This is a genomic window from Phaeobacter sp. G2 (genome assembly GCA_025163595.1).
Lineage (GTDB): Bacteria > Pseudomonadota > Alphaproteobacteria > Rhodobacterales > Rhodobacteraceae > Pseudophaeobacter.
Genome location: CP104100.1, coordinates 3,833,485 through 3,850,187, shown reverse-complemented (window position 1 = coordinate 3,850,187; position 16,703 = coordinate 3,833,485). Strand labels below are relative to the sequence as shown.

The 16,703-nt window shown below is 57.3% G+C and carries 19 protein-coding genes; all 19 read left to right on the top strand.

The annotated features are described in order from the left end of the window. Nucleotides 1-3 precede the first annotated feature (3 nt). Complete coding sequence (gene rplR / locus N1037_18300) at nt 4-363, top strand: 50S ribosomal protein L18 (protein UWS79180.1); 360 nt, start codon at nt 4-6, stop codon at nt 361-363. 113 nt (nt 364-476) lie between these two features. Next, entirely contained in the window at nt 477-1,046 is a 570-nt protein-coding gene (rpsE, locus tag N1037_18295; protein UWS79179.1) for a 30S ribosomal protein S5, read from the top strand. Between the two features lie 11 nt (nt 1,047-1,057). Next, complete coding sequence (gene rpmD / locus N1037_18290; protein UWS79178.1) at nt 1,058-1,246, top strand: 50S ribosomal protein L30; 189 nt, start codon at nt 1,058-1,060, stop codon at nt 1,244-1,246. Between the two features lie 249 nt (nt 1,247-1,495). Next, the gene (locus N1037_18285) at nt 1,496-1,708 is read left to right on the top strand and encodes a DUF1127 domain-containing protein (protein ID UWS79177.1); all 213 of its coding nucleotides are present in this window, start codon (nt 1,496-1,498) and stop codon (nt 1,706-1,708) included. A gap of 277 nt (nt 1,709-1,985) precedes the next feature. Beyond that, nucleotides 1,986-2,456 (top strand): 50S ribosomal protein L15, encoded by a 471-nt coding sequence (gene rplO / locus N1037_18280; protein UWS79176.1) that lies wholly within the window; start codon nt 1,986-1,988, stop codon nt 2,454-2,456. 110 nt (nt 2,457-2,566) lie between these two features. Next, the gene (gene secY / locus N1037_18275; protein ID UWS79175.1) at nt 2,567-3,931 is read left to right on the top strand and encodes a preprotein translocase subunit SecY; all 1,365 of its coding nucleotides are present in this window, start codon (nt 2,567-2,569) and stop codon (nt 3,929-3,931) included. Further along, nucleotides 3,928-4,575: an adenylate kinase gene (locus tag N1037_18270; GenBank protein UWS79174.1), complete on the top strand. Its 648-nt coding sequence runs from the start codon at nt 3,928-3,930 to the stop codon at nt 4,573-4,575. Before secY ends, N1037_18270 begins: the two co-directional genes overlap by 4 nt. Nucleotides 4,576-4,782: 207 nt before the next feature. After that, nucleotides 4,783-5,163, top strand: a complete 381-nt coding sequence (locus N1037_18265) for a hypothetical protein (GenBank protein UWS79173.1) — start codon at nt 4,783-4,785, stop codon at nt 5,161-5,163. Between the two features lie 243 nt (nt 5,164-5,406). Continuing rightward, the gene (gene rpsM, locus N1037_18260; protein UWS79172.1) at nt 5,407-5,775 is read left to right on the top strand and encodes a 30S ribosomal protein S13; all 369 of its coding nucleotides are present in this window, start codon (nt 5,407-5,409) and stop codon (nt 5,773-5,775) included. A 15-nt stretch (nt 5,776-5,790) separates the two neighbouring features. Beyond that, nucleotides 5,791-6,180 (top strand): 30S ribosomal protein S11, encoded by a 390-nt coding sequence (gene rpsK, locus N1037_18255; GenBank protein ID UWS79171.1) that lies wholly within the window; start codon nt 5,791-5,793, stop codon nt 6,178-6,180. Nucleotides 6,181-6,294: 114 nt separating this feature from the next. After that, entirely contained in the window at nt 6,295-7,311 is a 1,017-nt protein-coding gene (locus N1037_18250) for a DNA-directed RNA polymerase subunit alpha (GenBank protein ID UWS79170.1), read from the top strand. Between the two features lie 156 nt (nt 7,312-7,467). Beyond that, nucleotides 7,468-7,893 (top strand): 50S ribosomal protein L17, encoded by a 426-nt coding sequence (rplQ, locus tag N1037_18245; protein UWS79169.1) that lies wholly within the window; start codon nt 7,468-7,470, stop codon nt 7,891-7,893. 448 nt (nt 7,894-8,341) lie between these two features. Continuing rightward, complete coding sequence (locus tag N1037_18240; protein UWS79168.1) at nt 8,342-9,841, top strand: alkaline phosphatase D family protein; 1,500 nt, start codon at nt 8,342-8,344, stop codon at nt 9,839-9,841. Nucleotides 9,842-10,320: 479 nt separating this feature from the next. Next, nucleotides 10,321-11,391 carry a 3-deoxy-7-phosphoheptulonate synthase gene (locus N1037_18235; protein UWS79167.1) on the top strand — a complete coding sequence of 357 codons (1,071 nt, stop codon included), beginning with the start codon at nt 10,321-10,323 and terminating at the stop codon, nt 11,389-11,391. A 132-nt stretch (nt 11,392-11,523) separates the two neighbouring features. After that, on the top strand, nt 11,524-12,930 hold the full coding sequence (locus N1037_18230; GenBank protein UWS79166.1) for a trypsin-like peptidase domain-containing protein: 1,407 nt from the start codon (nt 11,524-11,526) through the stop codon (nt 12,928-12,930). 3 nt (nt 12,931-12,933) lie between these two features. Next, the gene (locus N1037_18225; protein ID UWS79165.1) at nt 12,934-14,253 is read left to right on the top strand and encodes a replication-associated recombination protein A; all 1,320 of its coding nucleotides are present in this window, start codon (nt 12,934-12,936) and stop codon (nt 14,251-14,253) included. 359 nt (nt 14,254-14,612) lie between these two features. Further along, complete coding sequence (gene crcB, locus N1037_18220; GenBank protein ID UWS79164.1) at nt 14,613-14,993, top strand: fluoride efflux transporter CrcB; 381 nt, start codon at nt 14,613-14,615, stop codon at nt 14,991-14,993. Next, entirely contained in the window at nt 14,990-16,036 is a 1,047-nt protein-coding gene (locus tag N1037_18215; protein ID UWS79163.1) for an RluA family pseudouridine synthase, read from the top strand. The genes crcB and N1037_18215 overlap by 4 nt, the downstream gene beginning before the upstream one ends. After that, entirely contained in the window at nt 16,033-16,701 is a 669-nt protein-coding gene (locus tag N1037_18210) for an HAD-IA family hydrolase (protein UWS79162.1), read from the top strand. Before N1037_18215 ends, N1037_18210 begins: the two co-directional genes overlap by 4 nt. Nucleotides 16,702-16,703: the final 2 nt, after the last annotated feature.

Below are 16,703 nucleotides of genomic sequence, written 5' to 3'. Positions count from 1 at the left end.
ACAATGGCAAACAGCAAACGTACCCTGTTTCTGAAGCGTCGCCTGCGCGTCCGGAACAAACTTCGCAAGGTCAACGCTGGCCGTCTGCGTCTTTCTGTCCACCGTTCGAACAAGAACCTCTCGGTTCAGCTGATCGACGATCTGGCAGGCAAGACTCTGGCGTCCGCATCGACCCTGGAAAAAGATCTTGGCTTTGTAGGCAAGAACAACATCGAAGCAGCAACCAAAGTGGGTTCGGTTATCGCCGAACGTGCCAAGGCGGCTGGCGTCTCTGAGGCGTATTTCGATCGTGGCGGCTTCCTGTTCCACGGCAAGGTGAAGGCTCTGGCCGACGCTGCGCGTGAAGGCGGCCTCAAGATCTAAAGACTTGCGGGTGGCGATACCGCCACCCCGATGATCCGGGAGGCGCGTCTTTGGGCGCGCCTCACCAGGATTGGAACAATTGGCGCTCGTCGCCACACACAAAGGAATGCTTTATGGCAGAACGTGATAACCGCCGTGGCAATCGCCGCGACCGTGATGAGACACCCGAATTTGCGGATCGTTTGGTTGCAATCAACCGTGTTTCCAAAACCGTAAAAGGCGGTAAGCGCTTTGGTTTTGCAGCACTGGTTGTTGTTGGTGACCAAAAGGGCCGCGTCGGCTTTGGCAAAGGTAAAGCCAAAGAAGTCCCCGAGGCGATCCGCAAGGCCACTGAACAGGCCAAGCGTCAGATGGTTCGTGTGCCTCTGAAAGAGGGTCGTACCCTGCACCACGACATTGCAGGTCGCCACGGCGCCGGCAAAGTTGTCATGCGGACGGCTCCTGAAGGTACCGGTATTATTGCTGGTGGTCCAATGCGTGCAGTTTTCGAAATGCTCGGCGTCAAAGACGTTGTGTCCAAGTCGATCGGCTCGCAGAACCCCTACAACATGATCCGTGCAACCATTGATGGCCTGACCAAAGAGCAGAGCCCCCGTTCGGTTGCTCAGCGTCGTGGTAAAAAGGTCGCCGATATCCTGCCCAAGCGGGACGAAGCACCTGCTGCTGAAGCAGCAGAAGCGTAAGGAGACGGACAATGGCTAAAACAATCGTTGTTAAGCAGATCGGTTCCCCGATCCGCCGCCCCGCCGACCAGCGCGCGACGCTGATCGGTCTGGGTCTGAACAAGATGCACAAAACCCGTGAACTCGAAGACACTCCTTCGGTTCGTGGCATGGTGCGCAAGGTCTCTCACATGGTAGAGATCATCGAAGAGCGCGACTAAGCCTCTTTCGAATGACTGATTAAGGACGCCTCCGGGAAACCGGGGGCGTCTTTTCTTGTGGCGGGGGGCTTCTCTGCCCGCCAGCCCGGTCGAGGCCACCATGAGCCCGGCCTATGCATCGGATGCATAGCGGGTTGTCTTGTTGCAGTGGTTGTTTGTAACAAATTTATTGCTTTATTCCAGAGACACCTAAACGGGTTAGAAAAAGGGCTGGGAAATGGGTCTCAGCCGTAGCTAAGGAATAGCCAATTGGCATTTGTTCAAAACACCACCACCGACTTTGGTATCACCGCGCGTCTGCGGGCCTTTGTGGCGCAAGCCAGTGCAAACTGGGCGATGAACCGTGAGTACAAGCGCACCTATGCGCAGCTGTCGCGTCTCACCAATCGCGAGCTGGCAGACATCGGTGTCCGCCGCTGCGATATCGCAGATATCGCGCGCAAACACGTTCATCACCTGTAACCCGATCAGCCAGAGCTCTCCTCCCTCGCTCCTGATCGAAAAAAAACGTCTCTGTTTCAGCAGGGACGTTTTTTGATTCTGAAACCGTCTCTGTCCAATAAACTGTTGGCATGGCGTCAATGTGAGGGGGGCGAGATCCGCAAGGGCTTGATCCGGGGGGGCTGGGCGGCTATAGGCACACGGTGGCCTCTTGGGGTCATGGAATCATATATCAAAGACATGCCGTGGTTGATCCTGTTTACGCTTCTGGGATCACATCCGGCGAAGGAGAAGCGAAATGAAACTTCACGAACTCAGCGACAATCCAGGTGCCGCCAAAAAACGTATGCGTGTTGCCCGTGGTCCCGGCTCCGGCAAGGGTAAAATGGGTGGCCGTGGTATCAAAGGTCAGAAATCCCGTTCGGGTGTTTCGATCAATGGCTACGAAGGTGGTCAGATGCCATTGTACCAGCGTCTGCCTAAGCGTGGCTTCAACAAGCCAAACCGCAAAGCATACGCCGTTGTGAACCTGGGCCTGATCCAGAAATTCATCGACCTGGGCAAGCTGGACGCAGCCTCGATCACCGAAGACACCCTGGTGGCTTCCGGTCTGATCCGTCGCAAAAAAGACGGTGTCCGCGTTCTGGCCAAAGGTGAATTGACCGCAAAAGCCACCATCGCCGTAACCGGCGCATCCGCTGCTGCTATTGAAGCAGTTGCAAAGGCCGGTGGCGCATTGACCGTGGCAACAGCAGCCGCAGCTGAGTAACGGCTTGTGAGCGGCGAGATTGCCGCTTACATAGGTCATCAGTTTCCCTATACGCCGTCCGAGCCGGAAAAGGGCTCCGGGCGGCGTTTTTGCAAAAAGAGACCCATTTCATGGTATCAGCAGCAGAACAAATGGCAGCGAACACCAGCTGGTCCGCACTTGGCAAAGCCACGGATCTGCGCAATCGCATCTTGTTTACGCTTGGCCTTTTGATCGTATATCGCCTCGGAACCTTCATTCCGGTTCCTGGCATCGACTCAGGCGCGCTTCGCAACTTTATGGAAGCGGCAGGGCAGGGCATTGGCGGCATGGTGTCGATGTTCACCGGTGGCGCCCTTGGCCGGATGGGCATTTTTGCCCTCGGGATCATGCCCTATATTTCGGCTTCGATCATTGTGCAGTTGCTGACCTCCATGGTCCCGGCACTTGAGCAGCTCAAAAAAGAGGGTGCCCAGGGCCAGAAGAAAATCAACCAATACACTCGCTATGGCACTGTGGCGCTGGCGACAGCGCAGGCCTATGGCCTCGCGGTTTCGCTGGAAGCCGGTGACCTGGCGACTGATCCGGGCATGTACTTCCGTATGGCCTGCATGATCACCCTGGTGGGTGGCACCATGTTCCTGATGTGGTTGGGTGAGCAGATCACCCAGCGCGGTCTGGGCAATGGTATCTCGCTGATCATCTTTGTCGGCATCATCGCCGAGGTTCCGGCCTCGATTGCGCAGTTCTTTGCCTCTGGCCGTTCCGGTGCAATCAGCCCAGCGGTGATCATCGGTGTGATGCTGATGGTGGTTGCGGTGATCATGTTTGTGGTCTTCATGGAGCGCGCCTTGCGCAAGATCCACATCCAGTACCCGCGCCGCCAGGTCGGCATGAAGGTCTATGATGGCGGCTCTTCGCACCTGCCGGTGAAAGTGAACCCAGCGGGCGTTATCCCAGCGATCTTTGCCAGCTCGCTGCTGCTGCTGCCAACCACGATTTCGGCTTTCTCATCCGGTGCAACCAACGGTCCGGTGATGTCCTGGCTCCTGGCCAACTTTGGCCCCGGCCAGCCGCTCTACCTGTTGTTCTTTGTCTCGATGATTGTGTTCTTTGCCTATTTCTACACCTTCAACGTGGCCTTCAAGCCCGAGGATGTGGCCAATAACCTGAAGAACCAGAACGGCTTTGTGCCCGGTATTCGCCCGGGCAAGAAGACCGCCGAATATATCGAATATGTGGTGAACCGCATTCTGGTACTGGGGTCGATGTATCTGGCGGTGGTTTGCCTGCTTCCAGAAGTGCTGCGTGGCCAGTTTGCCTTCCCGGTCTACTTTGGCGGTACATCGGTGCTGATTGTGGTCTCCGTAACCATGGACACCATTCAGCAGGCGCAAAGTCACCTGTTGGCGCACCAGTATGAGGGGCTCATCGAGAAGAGCCAGCTGCGTGGCCGGAACAAGAAACGAGCAAAACGGGGGCCCTCTCGCCGATGACCAATATCATTCTTTTAGGGCCACCCGGTGCGGGTAAGGGGACGCAGGCGCGTCATTTGACCGACGCGCGCGGCATGGTTCAGCTCTCCACTGGTGATATGCTGCGCGACGCGCAGTCCAGTGGCTCGGAGATGGGTAAAAAGGTTGCCGACGTCATTGCCCGCGGTGAGCTGGTCACAGATGAGATCGTTATTGATCTGATCCGCGAAAAGCTCGTTGAAGGCGCCGAAGGAGGCTTTATCTTTGATGGCTTCCCCCGCACCCTGGGGCAGGCTGATGCCCTGGGTGAATTACTGGCGGAAATGGGCCTGACCCTGGACGCGGTGATTGAGATGGCAGTGGATGACAGCGCGCTTGTTGCGCGCATCACCGGCCGCTCCACCTGTGGCGGTTGCGGTGAAGTCTACCACGACCAGACCAAACCCTGGCCTGCGGATGGCAAATGCAGCAACTGTGGCAGCACAGAGGTAAAGCGCCGCGCAGACGACAATGAGGAAAGCCTCAAGACCCGTCTGATGGAGTATTACAAAAAGACCTCGCCGCTGTTGGGCTATTACTACGCCAAGGGCGATCTGCAGTCCGTTGATGGATTGCAGAATATGGACGCTGTAAAAGCGGATATTGCAACGGTTCTGGCTGAGTAAACTCTGCAAGCTGAGATCTGATATCGAAAAAAGGGAGCCTCGTTGCTCCCTTTTTTGTTGGGGTGCCGGAAACGACCTTGGCATCGCTTGGCGGTGAGAGTGTCTTTGTTGGCTGTTTCTGTCTGAAACAGGCTGTGCGTTTACAAAAACTGAAACAAGCAGCCTATAGTGATCCTGACCCATCCCATTTTAGAGAAAGCCCAGTTGATGAAATTCCTTCTACCTTCCATTGTCCTGTTTTCCTTCACCCTGCCGCTGCAGGCCCAGCATTTGCTTGTCGATAGTCCGGAGGGCTGTGACATCGTGATGTCGAGCCCGGATGGCGATCTTGACTATGCGGGGAACGGCGGGCTGCTCTTGAATGAAACTGGCTATAGCTCGTTGGAGTATTTCTGCTCTTTCACGCCCAAGGCGCTGTACCAATGGCAGGTCTATGATGTGACCACCCACGTGGGCCAGTGCCAGATGCCAGGGCCGGAGTTTGTGCCGCAGCTGTTCACCATTGTCCGCGACCCCGACCAACCGGGCGTCATCTCCATTTTTACGGGTGACGCAGAGCCACTGCGGTTTTATAATTGCGCATCGTGACGCCAATTGGCTGAAAAGCCCGCCTTTTGATGAAAAAGGCCTGGTTCATCTCTTGACGGGTTGACGCTCTGTTCAAATCCTCATACGCAACCCCATCCCTTTGTGGGATGATTCCATGTGGGCAGATTCTTTTGCCTGCATGACCACCTCAAAATGCTGGGCTGAACGGCTGAACTGCCAGGGTCGAGCGTTGTGAAAAAAGGTTCTGGAGCTACGGAACCGCAACGAAAAGGAAAGTGACACGTGGCACGTATTGCCGGCGTAAACATCCCCGCTGCTAAGCGGGTACCTATCGCCCTCACCTATATCACCGGAATCGGAAACACCTCGGCTGCCGCAATCTGCGAAGCTGTTGGCATTGATGCGGCCCGTCGCGTCAACGAATTGTCTGATGCCGAAATTCTGGCCATCCGCGAGCACATCGATGCAAACTTCACCGTTGAAGGTGACCTGCGTCGTGAAGTTCAGATGAACGTCAAGCGTCTGATGGATCTGGGTTGCTACCGCGGCCTGCGCCATCGTCGTAACCTGCCCGTTCGCGGTCAGCGTACCCACACCAACGCTCGCACTCGCAAAGGCCCCGCAAAGGCCATTGCCGGTAAGAAGAAGTAAGGGAGGGTTTGATCAATGGCACGCGATAAGACTCGTACGAAGAAAAAAGAGCGTAAGAACATCGCAACTGGTGTTGCGCATGTGAACTCATCGTTCAACAACACCAAGATCCTGATCTCTGATGTTCAGGGTAATGCGATTGCATGGTCCTCTGCTGGCTCCATGGGCTTCAAAGGGTCGCGTAAATCGACTCCTTATGCGGCTCAGATGGCGGCAGAAGATGCCGGCAAAAAGGCACAGGATCACGGTGTTAAAACTCTTGAAGTTGAAGTTCAGGGCCCCGGTGGCGGTCGTGAATCTGCCCTGCGCGCTCTGGCCGCAATCGGCTTCAACATCACCTCGATCCGCGACGTAACACCGATGGCACACAATGGCTGCCGTCCACCTAAGCGTCGTCGCGTCTAAGACTTCGAGACTTACGCTGGGGCCCCGCTTGTTTGCCGGGCCCCAGTCCGTCATTTTAAACCTCGGGCGTCTGCACCTTCGGACATGAGGTACAGACAGGAATGGAGGGACTGCATGATCCATAAAAATTGGGCAGAGCTGATCAAGCCAACGCAGCTTGAAGCAAAGCCGGGCAACGATCCCGCACGTCAGGCAACAATTATTGCCGAACCGCTTGAGCGTGGCTTTGGCCTGACGCTTGGCAACGCGCTGCGCCGCGTTCTGATGAGCTCGCTGCAAGGTGCCGCGATCACATCCGTACAGATCGACAACGTTCTGCACGAATTCTCCAGCGTTGCTGGCGTTCGTGAAGATGTCACCGATATCATCCTGAATCTCAAGGGTGTCTCCCTGCGCATGGACGTCGAAGGCCCCAAGCGCCTGTCGATCAATGCCAAAGGCCCAGCTGTTGTCACCGCCGGTGACATCTCTGAGTCCGCAGGCATCGAGGTTCTGAACCGCGAGCATGTTATCTGCCATCTGGATGATGGCGCTGACCTGTTCATGGAACTGACTGTGAATACCGGCAAGGGCTATGTCTCTGCCGATAAGAACAAGCCAGAAGACGCACCCATTGGTCTGATCCCAATCGATGCGATCTACTCGCCGGTGAAAAAGGTGTCTTATGACGTTCAGCCTACCCGTGAGGGCCAGGTGCTGGACTATGACAAGCTGACGCTGAAAATCGAAACAGACGGTTCCGTTACCCCGGATGACGCCCTGGCCTATGCCGCGCGTATCCTGCAGGACCAGCTGTCGATCTTCGTCAACTTCGAAGAGCCCGAGTCGGCGAACCGTCAGGACGAAGACGATGGTCTCGAGTTCAACCCGCTTCTGCTGAAGAAAGTGGACGAGCTGGAACTGTCTGTCCGGTCGGCAAACTGCCTCAAGAACGACAACATCGTTTACATCGGCGATCTGATCCAGAAGACCGAAGCAGAAATGCTGCGCACGCCAAACTTTGGCCGCAAGTCGCTGAACGAGATCAAAGAAGTGCTGTCCGGCATGGGTCTGCACCTCGGCATGGACGTCGAGGACTGGCCACCAGACAACATCGAAGATCTGGCCAAGAAGTTCGAAGACACGTTCTAAGAACCTCACTCGGTCACACAGAATTTGAGGGCAGGCCCAGGTCTGCCCTTAAACAATGCCCGCGCTGGCGGGGAAAGATGGGCACATGCCCCAAGGAGAGCAGCTGACACGCATCGGCTGACAGACAAAGCAAAACGCGAAAGAAGGAATTGAACAATGCGTCACGCACGTGGTTACCGCCGCCTGAACCGTACTCATGAGCACCGTAAGGCCCTGTTTGCAAACATGGCTGGCTCGCTGATCGAGCACGAGCAGATCAAAACGACTCTGCCCAAGGCAAAAGAATTGCGCCCCATCATCGAAAAGATGATCACCCTGGCAAAACGCGGCGACCTGCACGCCCGTCGTCAGGCCAACGCGCGCCTGAAGGAAGACCAGTATGTCTCCAAACTGTTTGATGTGCTTGGCCCCCGCTACAAAGACCGCCAGGGCGGCTATGTTCGCATCCTGAAAGCGGGCTTCCGCTATGGTGACATGGCGCCTATGGCGATCATCGAATTCGTCGATCGTGACGTTGCTGCCAAAGGCGCCGCCGACAAGGCGCGCGTTGCTGCAGAAATCGAAGCTGACGACGCAGAATAAGACTGTCTGACATCGTCAGATGGCATGGCCCTCGCTCCTTTGGAGCGGGGGCTTTTTGTTGGAATGATTGCCGACCATGAATTTTCTAGCGCCGGACCACTTTACGGGTTTTGCGCTCCTTCACAAAGCCACCGCGCTGGCCCCGTTGGGGTATTGGGGGCGGGTGGCAAAGCGCAGGTATGGCAGTGGAACACGACGGCCTTTGCAGGCGCAGTGTCTGCGGCAATGCTGTCGTTCAAGGCGCTACGACGAAGGTCGGCTTTGAGCGTATGAAAGAGCTTGTAAATCGTGTCAGTAAATCGCCTTCACCCAGATGTCGCTGAAGTTCATTTAACTTTCATACCACTGTCAATGAGCTGAAACTTGCACCGCGTTAAGCATCGGTATCTCATCTGATTAGGATCACATTCCCATGCCTCGCATCACATTTACCCGTCGCCAAGCGCTTTTGGGCACGGCCGCACTTTCTGCTACCATTGCCATGCCATCCCTTTCGAGAGCGCAATCGCGTCCACTGATCACCCATGGCATTATGTCTGGTGATGTCGCCCATGATGGCGCTGTCATTTGGAGCCGCGCTGATCGCGAGGCCAAGATGCTTGTCGAGTGGGCAACCACCGAAAGCATGACAGACGCGCGCGCTGTTCCCGCATTGGCAGTTGGAACACCGACCGATTACACAGGCAAGCTGGCGCTCACCGGACTGCCAAGCGATCAGGATATTTTTTACCGCGTAACAATGTCCGATCTTGCTGATGGCACGCTTTCAGAGCCGATGACCGGCACTTTCCGGACCGCGCCCATGGGCAACCGGGACATCAGTTTTGTTTGGTCTGGCGATACGGCTGGTCAAGGTTGGGGTATTGACGAAGATCGCGGCGGCATGACCACCTATGCGACGATGAACAGTCACGCGCCTGATTTTTTCCTGCATTCCGGTGATACGGTCTACGCCGATGGTCCGTTGCAAGAAGAAGTCGCACTCGACGACGGCTCGATCTGGAAAAACATCGTCACACCCGCCAAGATGAAGGTGGCTGAGACTTTGGACGAATTCCGCGGCCAGCATTTGTACAACTACATGGATAAAAACGTGCAGGCGTTTAATGCCTCCGTGCCTATGATTTCTCAGTGGGACGACCACGAAGTCACAAATAACTGGTATCCCAATGAAATGTTGACTGCGGATGACCGTTATACGGAGAAATCACTGCAGGTCCTGGCAGCCCGTTCCGCACGCGCGTTCCACGAAATGATGCCAACCCGTCAGGTTCTGTCGGAACCGATGCGCGTCTATCGCAAGGTGTCCTACGGCCCGTTGCTGGATATTTTCGTGATCGATATGCGGACCTATCGCGGCGACAACACGGCCAACACCGAGGCTGAAGGCACTCCGTTCCTGGGCGCGGAACAGCTTGCTTGGCTGAAACGCGAGATGGTGAACTCTACCGCAACATGGAAGATCATCGCGGCCGACATGCCAATTGGCATGATGGTACGAGATGGTGACAACATGGAAAACGGTGCAAACGGCGATGGCCCGGTCCTGGGCCGTGAAAAGGATGTCGCCGCAGTCCTGTCGTTCATTAAAACCGCCGAGATCACCAACACTGTTTGGCTCACAGCAGATGTGCATTACACCGCCGCCCATCACTATTCGCCTGACCGCGCTGTTTTTCAGGAGTTTGAACCGTTCTGGGAATTTGTCTCCGGTCCATTGCATGCCGGTACATTCGGACCCTCCGAATACGACAACACCTTTGGTCCCGAAGTGCGCTTTGCAAAACATCCTGAAGAAGGGCAAGCCAACCTGCCGCCAAGCGACGGGTTGCAGTTCTTTGGCAAAGTCGACATTGCGGCGAATACGGGCGTGATGACTGTGCGCTTGATGGACAGCGCAGATGTGGAGCTTTGGTCGGTTGAGTTGGAGCCGAAGATCGCTATCTGATCTGCCCAAGATTGAGGTGGCCTGTTTGGGCCACCTCAAGAACTCAAACGATGCGCCTCAGATTCTCAGCTGCCGAGCGGGCACAAAGCCGACCGTCTGAATTTGCTTTTGCAAACTGTAGAGTGGTTCGTAAAAACCGGCTTTCACCGTGGTGAAATATGGGCGCACTCCGGGTTCAAAGCAGCCGTTGTCCTTTCGATGAGGTCTTGTGAAAGCTTGGCTAGCTCAGTTTTGAAAAAACGCTTTCAACTTTCCTGATGACAGTCTGGCGAATCTCCGCTAGCGTCGCCCACATGACCCAAACCTATGCTGCAATCTGGTTTTATTTTTATCCGGGCCGACAGGCGGACGGAGGGGTCTTGGCGTGCAGATGACATAGTGCGCAAAAGCAGATACCACACCAACCGCCCTCAGCAGATGGCGGTTTTTTTGTATCCGCCGCCACGCAAAAAGGGCCTCCCGCAAGGAACCTTAGGACTATGACACCCCATATTGAAAACCTCCGCATCACCGATATGCAGGAGCTGATCTCGCCGGATGAGCTGGCAGAGAAACTGCCCAGCAATGATCTGGCCAGCAAGACCGTGTTGGATAGCCGCGCTGATATTCAAAAGGTGCTGCGCGGCGCCGATGATCGCTTGGTCGTTGTTGTCGGCCCCTGTTCGATCCATGATACTGCGGCGGCCTTGGACTACGCTGCGCGTTTGAAACCCCTGCGCGAAGAGCTGGCGGGCGAGTTGGAAATTGTGATGCGGGTCTATTTCGAAAAGCCCCGCACTATCAGCGGCTGGAAAGGGCTGGTAAATGATCCCGGCCTGGATGGTTCCTTCCGCATCAATGACGGGCTGGAGATGGCGCGCAAGCTCTTGCTTAATATCAACCAGATGGGGCTACCAGTGGGGACCGAATTCCTGGATACGGCGGTGCCGCAATACCTGTCGGACCTGATGGCCTGGGCCGCTATTGGTGCGCGCACCACCGAGAGCCAGATCCACCGCGAGATGGCCTCGGGCCTCAGTTGCCCTGTGGGGTTCAAAAATGGCACCCGGGGCAATGTGCAGATCGCCATTGATGCGGTGCGCTCGTCCGCGCATCCGCATCATTTCATGGCCTTGGCCAAAAATGGTCGCGCGGCGATTGCGGCCACCAGCGGCAACCCGGATTGCCACCTGATCCTGCGGGGCGGCGGTGGAACCAACTATGATGCGGGTTCAGTCGATGCCGCCTGTCAGAAGGCTGAACAGGACGGTATTCGCGGTCATGTGATGATCGACGCCAGCCACGCCAACAGCGACAAAGATCCGGCCAAACAGCCGCTGGTTTTGCAGGATGTCGGTGACCAGCTGCGGGCTGGCGAGCAGCGTATCACCGGGGTTATGGTGGAGAGCCATCTGGTCGCCGGGCGTCAGGATCTGGGCAAGGGCGATCTGACCTACGGCCAGTCGATCACCGACGGCTGCATTGGCTGGGACGACACTGTGACGGAACTGCATAAGCTGGCGGATGCTGTCAAAGCGCGCCGGGCACGGCCCAATCAAATGGCGGGGTGAAACGACCGCAGATCTGGGTTGCTCCCGTCCTGTTGTCGGACTGGGAGGACCCAGACCGGGTCTCCTTGGCAAAGCTTGCATTTGGGCCTCGGCAGAAGCATATCCTAGAGTAACACTTTTACGGGAGATCCCATGATCCGTACTGCTTCTTTCGCCCGCTTTGCCCTATCTTTGGTTCTTGCTCTCGCGGTAGGGCTCCCAGCGCAGGCGGAAACCCGTGTGCCGCAATCCCAGACCGAAATCTCGCTTGGGTTTGCGCCCCTGGTCAAGCAGGCGGCGCCAGCGGTGGTGAATATCTACGCCAAGATCGTGCGCCAGCAACACCAGCGCTCTCCCTTTATGAACGATCCCTTCTTTGAGGATTTCTTCCGCAACTTCTCCAATCCGCGCCCGCGAGTCGAAAGCTCACTCGGGTCAGGGGTGATTCTGTCACAGGACGGCATCATTGTTTCAAACTACCACGTGGTGGCGATGGCGACTGAAATTCGGGTGGTGACCACGGATAAGCGCGAATATGAGGCCCGCGTCGTCCTGGCCGATCAGGCAAGCGATCTCGCCATTTTGCAGCTCGAAGACGCCGCAGATCTGCCGTTTTTGACCCTGCGCAACAGTGACGAAGTCGAAGTTGGCGAGCTGGCCTTGGCCATCGGTAACCCCTTTGGCGTTGGTCAGACCGTGAGCAGCGGCATTGTCTCGGGCTTGGCGCGCAGTGGCACCGCCTCGGGGGAGGGCTTTGGCTATTACATTCAGACCGATGCGCCGATCAACCCGGGTAACTCGGGCGGTGCGTTGATTGATGTGAATGGCGACCTCATCGGCATCAATACCCGGATTCTCAGCCGCTCTGGCGGCTCCAACGGCATCGGCTTTGCCATTCCTGCCAATTTGGTGCGTGAGTTTGTCAAACAGGCGCGGGCTGGCTCAGAAGGCTTTCAGCGCCCCTGGGCCGGTATGGCGGGCCAGCCGGTGGATGCGGATCTGGCAGCCTCCTTGGGTATGGACCTGCCCGAAGGCATGGTTATCTCTGAATTGCATCCGCAAAGCCCCTTTGCCAAGGCAGGATTTGAGGTCGGCGATGTGATTACAGACGTGGATGGCCAGGTGGTGAATTCTCCTTCTGAAATGGTGTTTCGCATGTCGGTTGCTGGTCTGGATGGCACCTCGATGGTGACACGGCTGCGCGGTGACATCCGCGAAACTCTGGTGGTAGAGATGTTTACCGCCCCCAATGACCCGCCGGCGCGGTCTGTGGTAATGAATGAAAACAGTGTGTTGCCGGGGCTGACCGTCGGCTTGATCAACCCTGTTGCCATTGTTCGCTTGCAGCTGCCGCTTTCGGCCACTGGTGTTGCGGTGCTGGATCCAGGCCCCTACGCGGCGCGCGCCGGGATCAAAGCGGGCGATATCCTGCTGGCCATCAATGGCAAGGAGGTGACCTCCTCGGAGGATGTTCCAGCTCTGCTGGAGCAGGCCGGTCGCCGTCTTCGGTTTGATCTGAACCGGCGTGGGCAGCGGGTCAGCCTGCATATGCGGCGCTGAGCAATGGCGGATCTATTTGACAGTGGTGCAAAGCCCGAAGCTGAATCCGCTGCCGAGGTAAACAGGCCGCTGGCGGATCGTTTGCGGCCCAAATCGCTGGCAGAGGTGATCGGCCAGGCGCAGGTTCTGGGCGAAGAGGCGCCGCTGGGGGTGATGCTGTCCTCGGGCTCGTTGTCGTCGTTGATTTTCTGGGGGCCGCCCGGGGTGGGAAAAACCACCATCGCGCGGTTGCTGGCACGGGAAACGGATCTGCATTTTGTCCAGATCTCGGCGATTTTTACCGGGGTGCCAGATCTGCGCAAGGTGTTTGAGGCCGCCAAGATCCGGCGCCAAAATGGTCAGGGCACGCTGCTGTTCGTCGATGAGATCCATCGCTTCAACAAGGCGCAGCAGGATGGGTTTTTGCCCTATATGGAAGATGGCACCATCTTGTTGGTTGGCGCCACTACTGAAAACCCCTCGTTTGAGCTGAACGCCGCTGTGCTGTCGCGGTCGCAGGTCCTGGTGCTGGAGCGGTTGTCGTTGGTGGATCTGGAACTGTTGACCCAGCGGGCCGAGCGGGAGTTGGGCAAAGCGCTGCCGCTGAGTGGTGAGGCGCGGGATGCGCTGCATGAAATGGCCGATGGCGACGGGCGCACGTTGCTCAACCTGATTGAACAGGTTGCGGCCTGGCGGGTAGACATCCCACTGGGGCGCGAGGCCCTGGCAACCCGGTTGATGCGACGGGCCTCCAAATATGACAAATCCGGTGACGAGCACTATAACCTCATATCCGCACTACATAAATCCATCCGGGGGTCCGATCCGGACGCGGCGCTGTATTGGTTGGGGCGGATGCTGGAGGGCGGCGAGGATCCGCGATTCCTGGCCCGGCGTCTAACCATGATGTCGACCGAGGATATCGGTCTGGCGGATCCACAGGCCAACACGGTTTGCCTCAATGCCTGGAACACCTATGAGCGCCTTGGCAGCCCCGAAGGCGAGCTGGCTCTGGCCAATGCGGCGGTCTATCTGGCGCTGGCCCCCAAATCCAACGCGGTCTATGTCGGCATCAAGGCGGCACGTCGTCTGGCCAAGGAAACCGGATCAGCGCCGCCACCTAAACATATCATGAATGCGCCAACCAAGCTGATGGCGGAACAAGGCTATGGCGATGGCTATGCCTATGACCATGATGCCGAGGATGGGTTTTCGGGACAGAACTACTTTCCCGATGGGGTGCGCCGCCCAGTGTTGTATCAGCCAGTGGAGCGTGGCTTTGAGCGCGAGTTGAAAAGGCGATCAGAGTATTTTGCCAAGCTTCGATTGCAGCGCAACTCATAAGAGCGGCTTTCCCTGCTGGAAAACCGCAGCCTCCGGCGGAGGTATTTTGGGAAAGATGAAGCTGAAGGGGAATCTTTTAGGCGAGCTTATTGACGTGAACTGCAATCAATTGCCGTAAATTTGAACCGTCGTGTTTTGCCCGCATCCGTTTTGCCGTCTTGGACAAATGGGCCAGAGTGGCGTTCAGCCAGCTCGGCTTTGCCCTGGCAGGTCAATGCAGCGGTTATAGGTGTTGTTTTCATGTCTCCTCTGTTTGGTTTTTTTGGCGGTGTGTCCCAGTTGTTTGGATGTGAGGCAGGGGACGTGCTGCATAGCGGCTAAAACTTGACATCCTGTTCCGGTCGCGCCACAGACCCTTGATGATTTCAACGGTATCTCTGGTCGCCCTTGGCGGCGCCTGCGGAGCGGTGCTGCGCTATCTGACCGGCCTGGGTGTTTTGCGCCTGGTTGGCCATCAGGAGTTTCCGCTCGCCATTATCTCGGTGAATGTGATTGGCTCCTTTTTGATGGGGGTCTTTGTGGTGGTGGCGGCCCAAAAAGGGGTGACTCACCTTAGCCCCTTGGTGATGACCGGCTTTCTGGGTGGTTTTACCACCTTTTCGGCTTTCTCGCTGGAGACGGCCAATCTGATTGAGCGTGGCGCCCTGGGGCAGGCTGCGGTCTATGTTTTGCTTTCTGTTGGCCTGTCGGTTGGCGGATTGTTTTTGGGCCTTTGGCTCGCAAGAGGAGTGTTCGCATGAGCGGCGTACAGATGATTACCGTAGCCGAGGCGGATGACGACCAGCGGATCGACCGTTGGCTGCGTCGGTTGTTCCCCCATGTGAACCAGGGCCGGATTGAGAAGATGTGCCGCAAGGGCGAGCTGCGTCTGGATGGCGGTCGGGTCAAGGCCAATACGCGGGTTGCAGCCGGGCAGGTGGTGCGGGTGCCGCCCCTGGCGGAGTCGGATTTGAAACCGGCAGCCCCCCGTGTGGCGCGGATTTCCGAGGCCGACGCCAAGATGATCCGGGGCTGTGTTATCTACAAAGATGACGATGTCATCGTGTTAAACAAACCGGCGGGTCTGGCGGTGCAGGGGGGCAGCGGCACCACCAAGCACGTCGATGGCTTGGCGGATGCCCTGCGCTTTGATGCAGAAGAAAAACCCCGTCTGGTGCATCGTCTCGACAAGGATACTTCTGGTGTTCTGGTGCTGGCGCGCAACCGGCTGGCGGCCAAGTCGCTGACAGCGGCCTTTCGCCATCGCAACACCCGGAAGATCTACTGGGCGCTGGTTGCGGGCGTTCCGACGCCCTACCTGGGCGAGATCAAGGCTGGTCTGGTCAAGGCAGGCGGACATGGCTCCAGCGGGGAGGGCGAAAAAATGATCGCCGTGCATCCCAATGAGATCGACAGAACCCCAGGCGCCAAGCGGGCCCATACCTATTACGCCACCCTGTACCGGGTGGCGGGTCGGGCTTCTTGGGTGGCGATGGAGCCGGTCACCGGGCGCACCCATCAGCTGCGGGCGCATATGGCAGAGATTGGCCATCCGATTATTGGCGACGGCAAATACGGTGGCTCGGGTCAGGAAAACCTGGGCGATGGCTGGGGGGCTCAGCTGGGCGGTGTGATCAGCAAGAAGCTGCATCTGCATGCCCGTCGTCTGGTGTTTGAACACCCAACCACCAAGAAAGACATTGTGATGACGGCTGAGCTTCCGGATCACATGAAGGAGAGCTGGGAGACCTTTGGCTGGACCGAAGACCTGGCGGCAGATGACCCGTTTGAGGGGCTGATGTGAGCGCAGACCTGCGGCTGATCCTGTTTGATGTGGATGGCACCCTGGCGGACAGTCAGGACGCCATCGCAGCGGCCATGCGTTTTGCCTTTGAGGGGCAGAGGCTGGCGGTCCCGGCGCGGGCTGAGATCCTGTCTATTGTAGGATTGTCACTGCCTTTGGCGATGGACCAGCTGGCGCCGAGCCACCCTTCAGAGGTGCGGGCGCAGTTGGTCGCGGGCTACAAGCAAGCCTATATGGACAAACGGCTGGCGCAGGGAGCAGGGCATTCGCCGCTGTTTCCAGGCGCTGCCGAAGTTCTGGCGCAGCTACATGCGGTGCCAGAATATCTGCTTGGGGTCGCGACGGGCAAATCACAACGTGGATTGGATGCCTTGATTGCCGCCCACGGGTTAGACTGTTTTGTCACCCGGCAGGTTGCGGATCACCATCCCTCCAAACCGCACCCGTCGATGATTTTGACTGCGCTGGCTGAAACCGGTGTTGAACCCGCCGATGCGGTGATGATCGGTGACACGAGTTTTGACATTGATATGGGGCGCGCTTCTGGCGTCCGTACCATCGCAGTTGACTGGGGCTATCACCCGGCGGCTGAGCTGGGGGCGGATCATATCATCAGCAGTTTTGACCAGTTGGCGCCCTTGTTGCAACAGATCTGGAAGACATGAGA